The organism is Mesotoga prima MesG1.Ag.4.2 (assembly GCF_000147715.2).
Classification (GTDB): domain Bacteria; phylum Thermotogota; class Thermotogae; order Petrotogales; family Kosmotogaceae; genus Mesotoga; species Mesotoga prima.
Window position 1 is genome coordinate 37,055 of the sequence record NC_017934.1, and the last position, 16,318, is coordinate 53,372.

Annotated in this window: 15 protein-coding genes; 14 read left to right on the plus strand and 1 reads right to left on the minus strand. The window is 46.4% G+C overall.

Annotated elements, in window-relative coordinates:
* The first annotated feature begins 1 nt into the window (after position 1).
* The 14 genes from glpX (at position 2) to THEBA_RS14925 (ending at position 14,756) form a co-directional block, all read left to right on the plus strand.
* Positions 2-1,015, plus strand: a complete 1,014-nt coding sequence (glpX, locus tag THEBA_RS00295) for a class II fructose-bisphosphatase (RefSeq protein ID WP_006487473.1) — start codon at positions 2-4, stop codon at positions 1,013-1,015.
* Between the two features lie 462 nt (positions 1,016-1,477).
* Positions 1,478-2,071, plus strand: a complete 594-nt coding sequence (locus THEBA_RS00300; RefSeq protein ID WP_006487474.1) for a type 1 glutamine amidotransferase — start codon at positions 1,478-1,480, stop codon at positions 2,069-2,071.
* A 14-nt stretch (positions 2,072-2,085) separates the two neighbouring features.
* Positions 2,086-2,916, plus strand: coding sequence for a pyrroline-5-carboxylate reductase (gene proC / locus THEBA_RS00305; protein WP_014729967.1), 831 nt, complete (start codon positions 2,086-2,088; stop codon positions 2,914-2,916).
* Complete coding sequence (locus tag THEBA_RS00310; protein WP_014729968.1) at positions 2,900-4,141, plus strand: glutamate-5-semialdehyde dehydrogenase; 1,242 nt, start codon at positions 2,900-2,902, stop codon at positions 4,139-4,141. The genes proC and THEBA_RS00310 overlap by 17 nt, the downstream gene beginning before the upstream one ends.
* Positions 4,141-5,202 (plus strand): glutamate 5-kinase, encoded by a 1,062-nt coding sequence (gene proB, locus THEBA_RS00315; protein ID WP_014729969.1) that lies wholly within the window; start codon positions 4,141-4,143, stop codon positions 5,200-5,202. The genes THEBA_RS00310 and proB overlap by 1 nt, the downstream gene beginning before the upstream one ends.
* 229 nt (positions 5,203-5,431) lie before the next feature.
* A complete protein-coding gene (locus THEBA_RS00320; protein WP_014729970.1) occupies positions 5,432-6,772 on the plus strand; it encodes a TldD/PmbA family protein in 1,341 nt (446 codons plus the stop codon).
* A 12-nt stretch (positions 6,773-6,784) separates the two neighbouring features.
* The gene (locus THEBA_RS00325; RefSeq protein ID WP_014729971.1) at positions 6,785-8,020 is read left to right on the plus strand and encodes a metallopeptidase TldD-related protein; all 1,236 of its coding nucleotides are present in this window, start codon (positions 6,785-6,787) and stop codon (positions 8,018-8,020) included.
* A gap of 244 nt (positions 8,021-8,264) precedes the next feature.
* Positions 8,265-8,471: a Gfo/Idh/MocA family protein gene (locus THEBA_RS14600; protein WP_236609267.1), complete on the plus strand. Its 207-nt coding sequence runs from the start codon at positions 8,265-8,267 to the stop codon at positions 8,469-8,471.
* A gap of 2 nt (positions 8,472-8,473) precedes the next feature.
* Entirely contained in the window at positions 8,474-8,659 is a 186-nt protein-coding gene (locus THEBA_RS14605) for a Gfo/Idh/MocA family protein (RefSeq protein WP_236609178.1), read from the plus strand.
* Positions 8,660-8,967: 308 nt separating this feature from the next.
* The gene (locus tag THEBA_RS00335; protein WP_014729972.1) at positions 8,968-10,128 is read left to right on the plus strand and encodes an IS110 family RNA-guided transposase; all 1,161 of its coding nucleotides are present in this window, start codon (positions 8,968-8,970) and stop codon (positions 10,126-10,128) included.
* 698 nt (positions 10,129-10,826) lie between these two features.
* Positions 10,827-11,720 carry a DMT family transporter gene (locus tag THEBA_RS00345; RefSeq protein ID WP_014729973.1) on the plus strand — a complete coding sequence of 298 codons (894 nt, stop codon included), beginning with the start codon at positions 10,827-10,829 and terminating at the stop codon, positions 11,718-11,720.
* Positions 11,721-11,806: 86 nt separating this feature from the next.
* The gene (locus THEBA_RS00350; RefSeq protein ID WP_014729974.1) at positions 11,807-13,192 is read left to right on the plus strand and encodes a TldD/PmbA family protein; all 1,386 of its coding nucleotides are present in this window, start codon (positions 11,807-11,809) and stop codon (positions 13,190-13,192) included.
* Positions 13,192-14,535: a TldD/PmbA family protein gene (locus tag THEBA_RS00355; protein ID WP_014729975.1), complete on the plus strand. Its 1,344-nt coding sequence runs from the start codon at positions 13,192-13,194 to the stop codon at positions 14,533-14,535. Before THEBA_RS00350 ends, THEBA_RS00355 begins: the two co-directional genes overlap by 1 nt.
* 8 nt (positions 14,536-14,543) lie before the next feature.
* Positions 14,544-14,756, plus strand: coding sequence for an FmdB family zinc ribbon protein (locus tag THEBA_RS14925; protein ID WP_373561615.1), 213 nt, complete (start codon positions 14,544-14,546; stop codon positions 14,754-14,756).
* A gap of 160 nt (positions 14,757-14,916) precedes the next feature.
* On the opposite strand, the gene glnA is transcribed toward THEBA_RS14925, so the two are convergent.
* On the minus strand, positions 14,917-16,242 hold the full coding sequence (glnA, locus tag THEBA_RS00365; protein ID WP_014729976.1) for a type I glutamate--ammonia ligase: 1,326 nt from the start codon (positions 16,240-16,242) through the stop codon (positions 14,917-14,919).
* Between the last annotated feature and the right edge of the window lie 76 nt (positions 16,243-16,318).

The following is a 16,318-nucleotide window of genomic DNA, read 5'->3' on the forward strand; positions in this document are numbered from 1 at the left end:
TTTGATTCCAGAGATAACCCTGGATATGGTTAGGGTAACCGAAGCGGCGGCCCTGTTTTCGAGTGTCTTCCTGGGGCGAGGTGACAAAGAAGCTGTGGATCAAAGAGCCGTTGATGCCATGAGAGGAATTCTTGATCTGCTGGACATGAAGGGTACAGTCGTTATCGGAGAGGGAGAAAAGGATCAGGCTCCGATGTTGGCTGCGGGAGAGCACGTGGGTAAGTGGAACGAAGATGATCCCGAGGTTCTTATCGCTGTCGATCCAGTCGACGGGACCAGACTAGTTGCAAATGGTCGATCGAACGCGTTGAGCGTTATTGCTGCGACTGAAGACGGAAAGATCGCTCCTCTCCCAACTTACTATGTAGACAAACTGGCCGTCGGGAAAGAACTTGCAGGGAATCTGGATATTGAAGCTACCCCGCGGGAAAACCTTCGTATTGCAGCCGCCATTCTTGGTGTCAATGTATCGGAGCTCACAGTAACGATACTAGACCGAGAGAGAAACCATCCGCTCGTGGAAGCAGTTAGAACGGTCGGTGCCAGAATCAGGCTTATAAATGACGGGGATATTGCTGCCGCAATCGCCACCGCTCTTCCGGATGGAGGGACAGAAATCTACATGGGAATAGGAGGATCGCCTGAAGCAGTTCTTGCAGCCGCCGCACTTCAGTGCATGGGAGGCGAAATTCAGGTTAAGTGCTGGCCAAGAGACAAAGACGAAATTGAAAAAGTAGAAAAATCTTCTTTTGAACTCCACGCTGTTTACGGGACAAAGGATCTCATAGATGGCGAAGAAGTAGTTTTCAGTGCGACAGGGATCACTGATGGCTCTTTCCTTAAGGGAGTCCGGTTCACTCACAGTCAAGCAATTACTGATTCAATAGCAATGAGATCGAGCACGAGAACAGTAAGAAGAATAAGGGCTTATCATGAGATAGCTTACAAAACCATAACGACGAAGTCTGGGGGAGAGGTCTCCATATTTAACAGCCTGCTTGGGAAGAGAGCATGAAAGTCTGACAAATAAAACCCTTGATGATTTGGGATTTTTGACTAATAGATCCCACAGCGCTTTGAAAGCTGTAGATTCATTGCTGTCACTGGAAATGCCTGATTAAGAAAGCCACGCCGTCTATTCCGGGGCGTTATCAGGTTGAGAAAATCTGCGGCAGGAGAAGCATGGAGTTCCGATTTTTCATCAATTAAGTATCTTTCAGCGTTTCGAAATTGAATCGTGCACGTTTCCACCCAAAAATCTTACCGGAAACTGCAAAGAGCGGATATTGGATCCCGAAAAGTGAGCGAGAGGTTCTTATCCATATATTTGAATAGTCAATCTTAAAAAATCTGATCTTTTAGAGCTTCCAACAAAAGTCATAATTGAAGATCTTTTGCCACAAATGTTGTTGCTCTTCCGATAAGGTCTACTGCTTTTCAGGTGCTATAATAAGCGCAAAACAACGGAGGCATTTCTGTGATCTGCATTCTGCAAAACGACAGTGATTTTTACAAAGAAATCTCCCCTGTTGAAAAGGCCCTGGATAACACGGGGTATGAGTATTCGACATGGAGAACCTTTCTTGACGGGTTTCCTGAGGACGAGTTGAGCTGTGACGGATTGATAATAACTGGTGGTTTCTCAATGAGCAACTACTTCGAAGGAAGAGCACTATCTTCTGGAGGAAACTTCGTTCGTAGTTTTAGGGGGCCAATTCTGGGTATTTGCCTGGGAATGCAGATTCTGGCCAGGATCGGTGGTGAGTCACTGGTCGTATCTAAAGAGCTGGGAGTTACAAAGATAAGACTGGACGCTTTACATGAACTTTTTTCGGGAATTGAAAGTGAAGTTAGCGCCTATCAGAGACACAATTATGGTCTGCCTTACGTACCTTATGGCTACAGGCAGATTGCATGGGGGGATGAAACTTTCATTCAGGGAATATCTTCTACAGATGGGTTGAGATTCGGTATACAGTTTCATCCAGAGGAAATTGAGCTTGGTTCTGACGAGCAGCTGCAAAGAATCTTTGCCAATTTTTGCCGGATCGTCAGCTTTCACAAGCGATGACTCAGGAGGGGAATATGAGAGTAGGGATTATCGGTGTAGGAAACATAGGTGGAATCTTTGCCGACAGGCTTCTCGGAGAGCTTGAGGGTCTCGAGAAGCTGTACTTGCTGGACAGAAATCAGGAAAGGCTTTCAAATTATTCTGGCGAAACTGAGAGAGTGGTTATCGCGAAGACTCCCGGTGAAGTCCTGGAGAATTGCACCCACGTAATAATTTCGGTGAAACCTCAGGACTGTATGGAGTTATTTGCGGAAGTCATAAACGGTAAGAACTCCTCTCCAATCATTATCAGCACAATAACTGGAATTGAGATAGCTTTGATTTCAAGGAAGACGGGCTTGGAAAAGATTGCCCGAATTATGCCAAACGTTCCAAGCGCAATAGGACGGGGCGTCACGGGATTCGTTTGCTCGAGTTCACTTACAGGAAGGGAGAAAAAAGAGGTCGAGAGAATCCTTCGCACAATGGGTGAGATTGTGGAAGTCAGGGAGAAAGACCTCTCCGCTGTTACCGCTCTAAGCGGTAGTGGCCCGGCATTCGTGTTTGTGATTGTTGAGTCATTGATTGATGTGGGCCTAAAAATGGGTCTCTCTTATGACGTTGCCAGAGAGCTTATTCTCGGCACTCTTGGGGGTTCGGTCGAGTTGCTTAAGGTGAAGGGAAATCACCCTGGCGAGTTCCGTCATCTCGTAACCTCACCCGGAGGCACGACGATCGAAGGAATCTATTCTTTGGAGAGAGAAGGATTGAGAGGCACGATAATGAAGGCTCTCTTTGACACCTATTTGAGAGCTGAAGAGATCAACTCCGAGCTGGAGGTGACACATAATGGATCTTCTGAATAAGGGAGAGAGAGTTAAGACCGCTTCGAGAAAGCTCAGGTTGCTGAGCACCAATGAGAAGAACGAAGCGATCATGTTGATCTCCCGAGAACTCGAAGCTCAGAAAGGAGAGATCCTCCGGGCCAATTCCATTGACGTTGAAAACTCGAGAAAGAAGGGAATGAAAGAGTCTCTAATTGACAGACTAGCTCTTTCCGAAGAACGCATCGCTATGATGGTTAAATCATGCGAGAATGTTGCCTCTCTGCCTGATCCGGTTGGCGAAATAGAAAGCGCTTGGGTTCAGAAAGATGGGCTGCTTATTTCCAAAGAGAGAGTTCCGATTGGGGCAATCGGTATGATATATGAGTCGAGGCCGAATGTCACCGTCGACGCTTCCATACTCGCCATAAAATCCGGCAATTCGGTCCTTCTAAAAGGAGGGAGCGATGCTATTAACTCCAACAAGGCAATAGTTTCCGCAATTAAGACTGCCCTAGCTTTGGCCGGTCTTCCCGATAGTTCGGTGGAACTCGTTGAAGATACTTCTCATGAAGCTGTGCAAGAGATGCTGAAAATGAATCAATATCTATCTTTGATAATACCCAGGGGCGGCGCGGGACTGATAAAGTTCGTGGTCAACAATTCAAGAATACCCGTAATAGAGACTGGAACTGGTAACTGCCACATCTTCGTGGACTACAATGCAGATCTGAATAAAGCGGTGGAAATAGTTGACAATGCGAAGACACAGAGACCAGGAACGTGCAACGCCGTTGAAACGTTGCTTGTTCACAGGGACATAGCTGCAGAGTTCATTCCAAGAGTCTCCGAAGTTCTCTCAAAAAAAGGAGTGGAGCTGAGGGGCTGTGATGAATCAACCAAATACTGGAAGATGATTTCCGCCACCGATGAGGATTTCGCCACTGAGTTTCTTGATCTGGTGCTTGCCATAAAGGTAGTTAAAGACGTGGATGAAGCGATTATGCATATTGAGAAATACTCGTCGGGGCACTCCGAAGCAATCTTGACCAACGACTACGCTAATTCCAGAAAATTCTTGAAAGACGTGGATTCCGCAGCCGTTTACGTTAACGCTTCAACAAGGTTTACCGATGGCGGAGAATTCGGTTTTGGCAGTGAAATAGGCATAAGCACACAGAAGCTGCACGCAAGAGGACCTTTTGGTCTTAAGGAGCTAACAAGCTACAAGTATACGATACTTGGGAATAATCAGGTGAGAAAGTGATGTCTAGAGTGGTCCTGAAAGCTGGTTCCAACCTGCTTGTAAAGAGTAACGGAGAAATCGATAAGAAATATGTGACTGAGCTTGCGAGAGAGATCTCTTTGCTGAAATCGTCAGGCAGCCAGGTTGTCTTAGTGTCTTCAGGAGCCAGAGCGGCTGGCTTTGGTTATCTGGAGGGAAAAAAGTCGAATGGCGATCTTTACATGAAGCAAGCCCTTTGCGCCGCAGGGCAGGTCCAGCTGATGAAGCTGTATGAGACGGTTTTCGATCTCTTTGGAGAGAGAATCGCACAGATTCTAGTTAACAGAGACGATTTTGGAGACAGAAAGAGATTTCTCAATCTCAGAAATACTCTTATAGGGCTTCTTGAACTCGGTCTTGTTCCTATAGTGAACGAAAACGACACAACCTCCACCGAAGAGATCATGTTCGGGGACAACGACATTCTCGCTTCAATGTTTGCTATCGGATGGCAGGCTAACCTGTTGATACTCATGTCAACTATAGATGGAATCGTCGATGAGGAAGGAAAAGTGATTCGGGAATTTGACCCATCGAAGAGACTCAAGAACATAGAGAATAATTCCTGGGGTACAGGCGGAATAGATACAAAGATAAGGGCTGCACGCGCCGCGTCTGCAAGTGGCATTAGAAGTTGTATTTGTAATGGAAGGGATTTCCGAAAGATAGAGGAATTTGTTCAGGGAAAGGATGTCGGAACAATCTTCTCCCCAATAGAATCTCCCGGCGCCCGCAAGACGTGGATTGGCTTTCTTTCAACTCCGAGAGGAAAGATCACAGTAAATCGAGGAGCCGAAGGGGCTATTGCTCGAGGGAAAAGTCTTTTGGCGGTAGGCGTAGAAGATGTTTCTGGAGAGTTCTCTGAAGGTGATGTAGTAAGTATTTGCTCAGTCAAGGGAAAGGAAGTTGCGAGGGGAATCTCTAATTTCAGTGCTTCAGAAGTCCAGAAAATCAAGGGAGTGAGGAGCGATAGGATTTCCTCTGTCCTGGGCCATGATTGTGCAAAGGTAGTGGTTCACATCGATAATTCCTATCGTATTTAACACGTTAATAAAAGACCTCGCTTCGTAAGATGTCGAATCGTCAAATACTACATGAAATTTGTGGAATTGCGAACGCAGCCACAATTTAGCAGAGACTGTGGATAAGAACCAGGTCAAACGAGATCTGAAATATGTCTTCCTTAGTTAAAGCCTACCACGGTAATCTCCGCCCTGATGTCTAAAGATCTCGTAGTATACTTTTCGAAGGAGGACACGTTGGAGGTGAAATATGTATAGTTTCCCGGACCTTTTGTACTCGGATGTCAGAATCGAGGATGTTTCGAAAAGCGATATTGTGGTGACACTTGGAAGAACAGACAATATGAAAGAGCAGAGGTACTCGGCGGCTTTCATCAGGGTGTTTGATGGAGAGAGATGGTACTTCAGCGCGACGACAGATCTTGATTCAGTTCAGGACGAACTTGACAGGCTGGCTTCTCTTGCAAAGAAGAATCGCTCCATTGAAGAGCATGGAGTGGTACGGAAACTCCAGGCAAACAAAGGGTCGTACTTGAGATTCGATGGAGACTTAAACGTTTTTAAAGCCTCTCTCAATGAGAAATACGATATTCTTTCAAGTTACTTTCCCCATGTCGAAAAGAGCGAGCTCGTGAAGTTCTGGAGAGGTCAGTATATAGATCAGAGAGTTGGCAAGAGGTTCTTTTCGAGCAAGGGGGCGAATCTGGAATTCGATTACCAACGAGTAGGTTTCAGACTGCTCTTCCAGATGGCCAAAGATGAAGAGCAGTTCATGGAAAGATATGATCTTGCCGGTAACGAGCTTGATTCTATAAAGGGACTTCATGAAGAAGTGAGAAAGACTGTTGAGACCTCTGAAGATTTCATAAGAAATGCAAGACCGGTTGTTTCGGGCAGTTATCCGGTTATTCTCTCTCCGGAAGCTGCCGGCGTCTTTGCGCATGAGAGTTTTGGACACAAGAGCGAGGCGGATTTCATGATCGGAGACAGGACAATGATGGAAGAATGGAAAATGGGCAGAAGAGTGGGAAGCGAAATTCTGTCTATTGTCGACGATGGGAATAAGCCAGGTGTCGGGAATGTCATTTTTGATGACGAGGGAACAAAGGCAGAAGAAACCTATTTGGTGAGAGAGGGCCTTCTATCTGGACGGTTGCACAGTGCAGAAACTGCGGCAGCTTTAGGCGAAGAACTGACGGGAAATGCCAGGGCTGTGAATTTCGAGTATGAACCGATTGTGAGAATGACCACCACTTTTATTTCACCTGGTGAATTATCCTTTGATGAGCTTCTTTCCGGTATAAAAGAAGGCGTCTACGTTGATTCTCTAAACCACGGCTCCGGCATGTCGACCTTCACGCTCGCTCCATGTAGAGCATACATGGTCAGAAACGGAAAGATTGCAGAACCGGTAAAGATCTCTGTGGTGACGGGAAGTGTTTTCCAAACCCTTAACGAGATCGAGGGACTGACCGAGGAGTTCAAGCTTCTATCGTTTGCGCTTGGAGGGTGTGGGAAAATGGAGCAATATCCCCTTCCCGTTGGATTCGGGGGACCATATGTCCGAGTCCGCTCGCTGAGTGTTCACTAGGAGGTGCTGGATATGACGAAGGAAAGATATGTTGTTCATTATACAGAAAATGCAGTAAAGATAGTTCAAACACAGGTCAGTTCTGTAAGGAAGAAAGACATTCTTCGCACGTCGATTCGACTATACGATGGCAAGTCAATGGGGGTTGCCGGTGCGCTTGGAGAGTGTAATGAAGAAGAACTCGTGGCAAAGGCAAAAGAATCGTTGAAGCTTGCGATTCCTTATCCCTACGAGGCTTCAAGAGAGCTCGTGAGAGAAGAACGCCACCGGTCAGATCTCCAGGGCGAAGAAGAATTGCTTGAAGCTACAGAAGAAATTCTCCAGAAACTGAGAAGAGACCAACCTCATTTTAGTTTTAGCCACTTGTTCAAATCTGCGAGAGTCGAGTCTTCCATGCAGAACGATCTCGGTCTTGACTTGAAATCATCTCGCGAATTCATAAGTCTCGAACTAGTAATAAAGGACAAGAAATCATCGAACATCATCGATGCGATGACGGGATACGAAGGAAGGAAGTTCCATAAAGACTCCTTTATCGGGCTGACTAATATGATTTGTGATGCATACATGAACCAATTGCCTGACATAGAAGAAGGAGTTTATCCGGTAGTCTTCAGGTCAGATGATATGACGTACTACAAGAAACTCTACGAGTCTCTAAACGGTATGCTTTTCGGCTCGGGCGGATCACTTCTTTCGGGGAAGATCGGCAAAAAAGTCTTCTCCGACAAAGTCACTCTTTTCCAGACGCGCAATGTGGAAGATGGTTTCTTTGAACCCTTTTTTGACAAGGAAGGAACCGTAAACGACTCCGATAGATTTGCGTTGATAGAGGACGGAGTAGTAATCTCTCCATATACGGACAAAAAGACTGCTGCCACCTTCAATCTTACCCATACCGGTTCTGCAGGAGGGGAGTACGATGGTCTGCCTGAGTTAGGGATGCCGATGCTCAAATTCGCAGAATCACACAAAACCGCAAAGCAACTTCTTGACGGTCAGAAGGCCATATTCATTTTAATCGCGAGCGGAGGTGACTTCACTCAGGACGGTCGATTCGCGACCCCAGCACAATTGGCCTTTCTCTTTGATGGAGACAGATTCATTGGAAGGCTTCCGGAACTGAGCTTAAGTTCACACATCTTCGACATGCTGGGCAAGGACTTCCGTGGCGTTTCAAGTGAAGACTTTCTTGGAATTGAGAACGCGAAGCTTACGATCATGGACATGAATGTGAAGAAGCTCTAGATTTCCGTTCCACGAATACCATGAAGCCTGTATTCTTCAAACAACTGGCTTGACATAACGGAAAATCCCGGTAGATACGGTTTGCACTCTATAGCGATACTTGGATCGGGGATGATGGGAAAGTCCATGCGGGGGCCCACTGGGCCATCGATAAAAGAAATCCCCCCTGGATAGTCGATCAATCGAAAGCAGGGCGAAGACGATCTCCGAAAAATACGGAGCAACCGTCGCCAGCTTTGAGGAGATTCTGGAAAACAGCAGTGTAGACATTGTAGATATCTGCACGCCGACATTCACGCACAGGGAACTTGACGTCAGGGCGCTCAGGGCCGGCAAGCACGTCTTCTGCGAAAAGCCCATGGCGCTAACTCTTGAAGACGCAAGGGCAATAGACAGGGCGGCAGAAAATTCATGGTGGGCCACGTCGTACGCTTCTTTCCGCAGTATATAAGAGTGAAGGAACTAGCTGCCGCCGGAGACGTGGGTGAAATTGTAATGGCAAGGCTTTACAGGGGAGGTTCCTTTCCCTCTCACGGTATAGACAACTGGTTCGCCGATATTGCAAAGAGCGGAGGCGTCTTCGTAGATCTCTCCATACACGATTTCGACTTTCTCAGAAAACGCCCGTCCGTGATGTAATGGAATATACCGCAGAAGACGAGACCGTAGAATTTGTACCAGAGAGGCAACCCCAGTTGCATTGAAACCCTGAATTGATTGCCGGTTTTCTTCACGAGACCCCATACCCTGTAATCGATACCTGCCCTTCGCGTCATGCTCGTGTATTGTCAAAAGAGAGAGAGTATAGAATGAGGGTAGAGGGAGTAGCCAGTCGTCATGCGTAGGCTTAGAGCCTGTAGTTCAGATTGGGCATCCTTCTTAACACGATTGAGAGTAATGGTCGAAAAGACCGCACCTTGTACGAGGTTGTGAAAGGAGGAACCCTCATGTTGTATGTAGGAGTGGACATATCCAGTGAAAGTTTTGACGCTTGTTTCTATTTACCAGAGAAGAAGAAAATGAAAAGCATGAAGTACAAACAAGACAAGGAAGGTTTTAGGGAATTTCTAAAGAAGCTAAATACTTACAAGGACGAGAAACAAGTCGGAATGGAAGCGACGGGTTCGTATCACAGCAACTTGTACGGATTTCTTAGGAGCAAAGGGATAGACGTACAGCTTCTCGATCCGTATACCCTTAGCAAATTCATGAAGGCTATGAGCAGGTCAAAGACAGACAAGAAAGATGCAAAAAGCATAGCGGTTGCAATGTACAGGATATTCGATCTGCTGAGCGTTTCTCAAGTACCAGAGGAAGAGATGTCAGCATTCAGGGACTTGGTTAGGGTGAGAAGCACTGTAGTAGCAAACTGTTCTGATCTTCAAAGGAAACTGAAGAGCAAATTGAAGATTCATATGCCTGAGCTTCTTAAGACCTTCAGATCCGTTAGTTCACCTGTGCTGTTGCATCTGTTGAGTGTATATCCATCCAGAGAAGAGATACTTGACAACGAGGAAGATGCAGTCAAATTGCTCAGCTCTCACAGAAACTGGAGTGAAAAGAAAGCGAGAGAGGTTATCGATTCACTCAAAGACTCAATAGGCAAGCCAGATACCTTTGGAACCTACTCAACGATTACCAGCACATTCATAGCTGAAATTAAGCTTCTCAAAGACCACGTGGAAGCCCTGAATGAGGAAATAAAGAAGTTTCTTGAGAAGTTCCCTGACAATCCCCTAAGAACCATACCAGGTATTGCTGAAGTCACGGAAGCCGAAATCGTATCTGAAGTAGGCGACATAGACAGATTCTCTTCTGGGAAAGCCTTTGTATCGTACATAGGCCTTGATCCTGTTATTAAGCAGAGTGGTAACATGACTCGCGGCCTCTCAATTTCTAAGAAGGGTAACAAACATCTACGAAGAACCTTCTACCAGTTAGCTAAAAGCTTGATCAAAAACACTGAAAAGTACAGGAACAAATACGAGAAGATGAAAAAGAGGGGGGTGAAAAATAAGGTGGCCCTAATAGCAACTGCAAGAGCTGCAGCTGAAATGGTCTACCAACTTTTGAAAAATAACGTTCCATTTGACCTTTCACTCTCATAATTTTCCTAATTCTATACTTGACAACTTAGAGTATCTGAACTTGATTCAGAATCTCGATGCTCTCTTGTTGAATGTCAGTAACGAGCTTACTTAATAGCCCTTAAGAAAAAGGTTTTCTTTCTTCTTCTCACAACTTGCATCTAGGAACTTGCAACCGTTCTTTTCTGAGAACGGAGAACCGCTCAACGGTCAACCGTTTCTCTTGCTCTTCCAACCCCCAACCCGCCACCCCAAGCCACGTCTTCTTCAGAAGTGCAGATCCCGGATCAAGTCCGGGATGACAACGTGAGAGACACGCGAGAAGGCGAGATTGGAATGACAGCCTTTGCTGATTCCGAAAGCGAAATAATTCGTCTGAACTTGTTTCAGCATCCAGGTCTAGCATTCTGGTTTTGGTTCTTATTCTTGCAACTTGGAACTTGCATCTTGCAACTAATTTTCTGCTCTTCCAACCTCTGACGACTAACCTCTAACCTCGTCTTTCTTTGAACTTGTTTCAGCATCTAGGTCTAGCGTTCAGGTTTTGGTTCTTATTCTTGCAACTTGGAACTTGCATCTTGCAACTAATTTTCTGCTCTTCCAACCTCTGACGACTAACCTCTAACCTCGCTTTCTCTTAACGGTCGGATGCTTGTCTACTGCTATCATCTGATGTATTCTTCTTCCATGGGGATTGAAGCAGAATCGGCAGGTGAATTATGAACCGGAGTAAAGAGAAGTCTTCTGGAACAAAGTCTGTGATCTTATTGATTCTTACCGGTCTTCTTTGGAGCACCGGAGGTCTCTTGATCAAGAACGTCGACTCAAATCCTCTTGCGATATCGGGGATCAGGAGCATGATTGCATCCCTGGTAATACTCGTTGCCCTTGGAAGACCGAAATTCACATGGTCCCTGCCACAGATAGCCTCTGCTCTCTCTTACTCGGCCACGGTGATTCTCTTTGTTTCGGCAAACAAGATGACAACGGCTGCAAATGCTATTCTGCTTCAATCGACTGCGCCTATATATGTTGCTCTGTTGAGTGTATGGATATTGAAGGAGAGGGCGAAGCTTCTCGACTGGATCACCATTATTGCGGTATTTGGCGGTATGGCCCTCTTCTTCTTTGAAAGCCTGGACAGCAGGGGAATGGCGGGAAATATTCTGGCGGTTGCAAGTGGAGTTACCTTCGCTCTTTTCAACATCTTCATGAGACTTCAGAAGGATGGTTCGCCTTTGGAGTCAGTGCTTCTGGGGAACATACTGACGGCTGCGATCGGAGTGCCTTTCATTGTGGGATCTCTACCGAGTCCTTCCGGATGGATCAGCCTCTTTATTTTGGGCGTGGCACAACTGGGATTATCGTATGTTTTCTACTCTGAGGCAATCAAACATTCCACAGCCCTCGAGGCCATTTTGATTCTCATGATTGAGCCCATTCTCAGTCCCGTTTGGGTCTTTTTGTTCATGGGAGAGATTCCCGGTAGGCTTCCCATGATTGGAGGAGCCGTAGTCATAGGTGCCATTGCGATTAGGTTTGTTCTTAGAAATCTCGCCGGCAGACCGATTTTTGGAGTTCCCAGGAGATCCAGAAGGAGAAATTCCACCTAACCTTATATTTCATTTCCTTTGTTAAGACCTCAATCTCGAAAATGTTGTAGAATTGTAAGAATACCTAACAAGATTGGAGGTGCATCATGCATTCAGATGAAGCATACTCCGCAGTTATCAACAAGATACTGTCTGGCGGAGCGGATTTTGCAGAGATCTTTTTGGAAGAGAGATATACGGGAAGTATAAACATGGTTCAAGGTGAAGTAGAAGGTAGCGTGTCGGGGAAATTATTCGGAGCGGGGTTACGTGCCTTTAAAGGTACTAGAAGCATCTATGCTTACACAAATGAACTTTCGCTCGATGGTCTCACGAAAGTTGCAGAAAGGCTGAGGGCCGTTATAAGTCAGGATAGGGTCGCGGATTCAGTTATTGATTTTAGAAATGAAGAGTTTGTTGACGTCTGTCCAGTTCTCTTTTCACCGAATAATGTACCGAAAAAAGAGAAGGTAAGAGTTATGCAACTTGCCCATGAAGGAGCATCGACCTTCGCTTCGACAATATCTCAGGTTGTCGTGAATTTCGTTGAATACGATCAGAACGTCTGGATCTACAATTCCGAAGGCGTGAAGGCGCATGATCGCCGTGTAAGGACGAGACTAGCGATATCGGCTGTCGCCACAAAAGACGGACAAATGGAAAGTGGTTTCTACGGACCGGGAGCAGCAATGGGCTTTGAGTTCTTTAATATGGTCGATCCCAGGGCCGCCGGAGAAAGGGCCGCAAGAATCGCAGACAGAATGGTAAGGGCGGAGTTTGTTCCTGCTGGACGAATGCCCGTGATAATCTCCAACGAGTTTGGAGGAGTAATATTCCACGAGGCCTGCGGCCATGCGCTCGAAGCTACGGGAGTAGCCAAAGGCGCATCTGTATTTGCCGGTAAGCTCGGTCAGAAGATAGCAAATGAATGTGTGTCTGCTGTAGACGATCCAACAATTCCCAATGCCTGGGGATCGGCAAATGTTGACGATGAAGGTACTCCGACAAGGAGAAACTTACTGATCGATAAAGGAGTTCTAAAAAGCTACATGATCGATCGCCTTGGTGGAATAAAGATGAAAATGAAACCTACTGGAAGCGCAAGAAGACAGGATTACACGTTTGCGCCGACATCGAGAATGAGCAATACGTTCCTTCTTCCCGGAGAGTACTATCCCGAGGAGATAATAGCTGCCACAGACTACGGTCTCTACGCGAAGTCTCTCGGCGGGGGATCGGTTATGCCTTCCACGGGTGAATTCAACTTTGCGGTAAAGGAAGGATACATGATAGAGAAGGGAAGGATAACCAGAGCGGTAAGGGGTGCGACACTTATCGGAAAGGGCAATGAGGTCCTTACGAAGATTGATATGGTTGGCAACGATCTCGAACGGGGGCAGGGTATGTGCGGGTCGATCTCGGGTTCGATCCCGGCCGATGTGGGCCAGCCAACCGTAAGAGTGTCTGAACTGATTGTTGGGGGGCGAAATTGATGGATTTCAATACCTTTGCCGACAAGGCTTTCAAAATCTCCAAAGAAAAGGGCTTTGATGAAGCCGAGATCTATTACTCGAAAGGTGGAGAATTTCAGTTAAGCTCTCTGAACGGAGAAATCGATTCATACACGGATGCCAGTTCGATAGAGGTTTACTTCAGAGGCCTCAAGAACGGAAAGATCGGCACGGCATTTTCAGAGATTCTAAGCGAAGAGGCGGCGACACTGCTGGTCGAAGAGGCTTTTGAGAACTGCTCAATAGCGAGCGGAGAGGATGTCTATATCTTCCATGACGGAACTGGTGAGTACCGTGACTTTGAAGGTTATTCAGGAGCCTTCCAGAAAAAGACCGTGAAGGAAAAGATCGATACCGTGGTATCTCTGGAGAAGCTGGCTCTCGAATACGACAAAAGGATCGTGATGGTTCCGACATGCAGGACTGCCGATACCTGGTCGGAAGTAACCATAATCAATACACTTGGACTGAATAGGCGGTACAAGAGCGACGGCGGATTTGCAGTTGTCGTGAGTCTTGCAGGCGATGAGAAATCCAAGAAGACGGGTTTCAGTTTCTCTCTTGTCAGAACGCCTGAAGAGCTGGATGTGAAAGGAGTCGCTGAAGAGGCTTCAAAAAGAGCCATAGATCAACTTGGCGCGAGAAATGTGAAGAGTGGAAAGTACAGAGTCGTTTTCAGGAACGACGTTTTCGGGCAGCTTTTCGGAACTTTCACCTCTATGTACTCGGCGGACAACGTTCAAAGAGGCCTTTCCGTCTTGAAAGGAAAAATGGGGACCGTAATTGGATCAAGCAAGCTTACGGTGTACGATGATCCCTTCCTTTCCGAGAGTCCTTACAGTAAGCCATTTGACGACGAAGGAGTGCCGACGCGTAAAAAAGCGCTTGTTGAGAAAGGCGAGTTGAAGACTTTCCTGTATGACTTGAGAACGGCCGCGAAAGACGGTACGAAGTCCACGGGGAACTCCGTAAGGGGTACTTACAGATCAAAGCCTTCAATAGCCCCAGTGAACACTGTTGTTAGATCGGGAGACTTGAGTTTCGATGCACTCCTCGAAAGTATGGGCGAAGGCATTCTGGTCACTGATCTTACCGGTCTTCATTCCGGCACGAATCAGGTTTCGGGCGAATTTTCGCTTGGAGCGAGCGGCTTTTTCGTGAAGGACGGGAAGATAAGTAATCCCATAGAGCAATTTACGATATCTTCGAACATATTGAAGGTCTATAGTGGCATTTTAGAAGTTGGCAGCGACTCGGTTTCATCTATCTATCGTGTGAGTTCTCCTTCGGTCTTAATAGATGAGATCGATGTGGCTTCTGAATAATTACGGAGGTGATTCTTTTGCCCTTATACAGGTTTGTCTGCGAAAAATGTGGTCACGAAGAGAGTCTTCTTTTGGGAATGAGCGCTACGGTGCCTCCCTGTGAAAAATGCGGGGGGATTCTCTCAAAGCAGATAACTAATATTTCGAGCTTCGGATCATCCTCGAGTTCCGATAGCTGCGGCTCATGCTCCGGCGGAAGCTGTTCAACCTGCGGACACTGATTCTTCGGACATTTAAGTGCCCGGATAATCTGCCCGGGCACTTCTGTTTCAGTAAATCCGAATGAATTCACTTGACTTCAGGATAATTTGACTGAAAATCTAAATTCATCGAGAAAAGTTAGACTGCTTTTATCCTTCCAACCTCTTGGTGAGACTTTCCTCAATACAGCTCCAGATACTTACTGATCTCCCAGTCGGTGACCGAAGCGCAGAATTCGCTCCATTCGCCCTCTTTTGATCTGACAAAGGTGTTGAATATATGATCGCCTAGCGTCGATTTCACGAATTCGCTGTTTCTGGTAAACTCAAGAGCATTGATCAGAGTCCCTGGAAGGTTTTCTATCATCAGTTCCTTTCTTCTCGAACCTTTCATCTTGAAAATATTCTCATCGACTGGATTAGGCGGGTCGATCCTCTTCTCAACACCGTCCAGACCGGCGGCAAGAGTCAATGCTAACGCAAGATAAGGATTGCACGTGGGATCGGGACTTCTGAATTCCAGCCTTGTTCCTTCTCCCCTTGTGCTGGGTATTCTGATCATTGCGCTCCTGTTTCCCAGCGCCCAAGAGATATTCACGGGGGCCTCGTATCCAGGTGTAAGTCTCTTATAACTATTTATAGTTGGATTTGTGACGGCGGTAATCTCTTTTGCGTGTGAGATGATTCCCCCGACGAAACTCAGAGCGGTTTGGCTTAACCCGTGATCTTTTGAGGAATCGTAAAAGGCATTGTTGCCGTCCGAGAAGAGGCTCATATGGATATGCATTCCCGATCCGTTGACTCCCGAAAAGGGCTTCGGCATAAACGTGGCATGAAATCCGTCGGCTATAGCTATTGTCTTTACAACCCATTTGAATGTCTGAATATTATCTGCGGTCTTCAGTATGTCAGTGTATCTGAAGTCAATTTCGTGTTGTGAAGGGGCCACCTCATGATGTGCCGCCTCAACTTCAAACCCCATTTCCTGAAGAGAAAGCACGATCTGTTTTCTTACCTCCTCACCTCCGTCAACTGGAAGGAGGTCGAAATAACTTCCCGTATCCAGAAACGCTCCGATCGGTTTTCCACGGTCATGGTCTCTCTTGACTATAAAGAATTCTGGTTCAGGACCGGCGTAAGTCTCGAACCCCATACTCTTGGCTCGCTGGATAACTCTCTTCAAAACATATCTTGGATCTCCCTCAAATGGTGTACCGTCAGGTTTGTAGACATCACAGATGAGTCTTATAGTTTTTCCCTGACAATTGTCCCAGGGAAGAAAGGCGAAAGTCGAAAGATCCGGCCGTAGATACATGTCGGACTCCTCGATTCGCACAAAGCCGTCGATTGAAGATCCGTCGAACATTGCACCCTTTTCCAGAATTGTAGGCAGCATTCTTGCAGGAACTTCCACATTCTTCAGCATACCGTTTATATCGGTTATCTGAAGCCTGACAAAACCAATTTCCCCAGATTCGCATTTCTGAATCAATTCTTTTTCAGTCATGTTACTCCCCCGCTATCCTTGCCCGACCCAAGGGCATGAGATACTAAAGTATACGCCAAACTGATAACATTATAAA

Excerpts from the sequence above, each read along its gene's own strand:
- proC (WP_014729967.1), top strand. The coding sequence starts at position 2,086 with ATGAGAGTAGGGATTATCGGTGTAGGAAACATAGGTGGAATCTTTGCC.
- THEBA_RS00310 (WP_014729968.1), top strand. The coding sequence starts at position 2,900 with ATGGATCTTCTGAATAAGGGAGAGAGAGTTAAGACCGCTTCGAGAAAG.
- proB (WP_014729969.1), top strand. The coding sequence starts at position 4,141 with ATGTCTAGAGTGGTCCTGAAAGCTGGTTCCAACCTGCTTGTAAAGAGT.
- THEBA_RS00320 (WP_014729970.1), top strand. The coding sequence starts at position 5,432 with ATGTATAGTTTCCCGGACCTTTTGTACTCGGATGTCAGAATCGAGGAT.
- THEBA_RS00325 (WP_014729971.1), top strand. The coding sequence starts at position 6,785 with ATGACGAAGGAAAGATATGTTGTTCATTATACAGAAAATGCAGTAAAG.
- THEBA_RS00335 (WP_014729972.1), top strand. The coding sequence starts at position 8,968 with ATGTTGTATGTAGGAGTGGACATATCCAGTGAAAGTTTTGACGCTTGT.
- THEBA_RS00345 (WP_014729973.1), top strand. The coding sequence starts at position 10,827 with ATGAACCGGAGTAAAGAGAAGTCTTCTGGAACAAAGTCTGTGATCTTA.
- THEBA_RS00350 (WP_014729974.1), top strand. The coding sequence starts at position 11,807 with ATGCATTCAGATGAAGCATACTCCGCAGTTATCAACAAGATACTGTCT.
- THEBA_RS00355 (WP_014729975.1), top strand. The coding sequence starts at position 13,192 with ATGGATTTCAATACCTTTGCCGACAAGGCTTTCAAAATCTCCAAAGAA.
- glnA (WP_014729976.1), bottom strand. The coding sequence starts at position 16,242 with ATGACTGAAAAAGAATTGATTCAGAAATGCGAATCTGGGGAAATTGGT.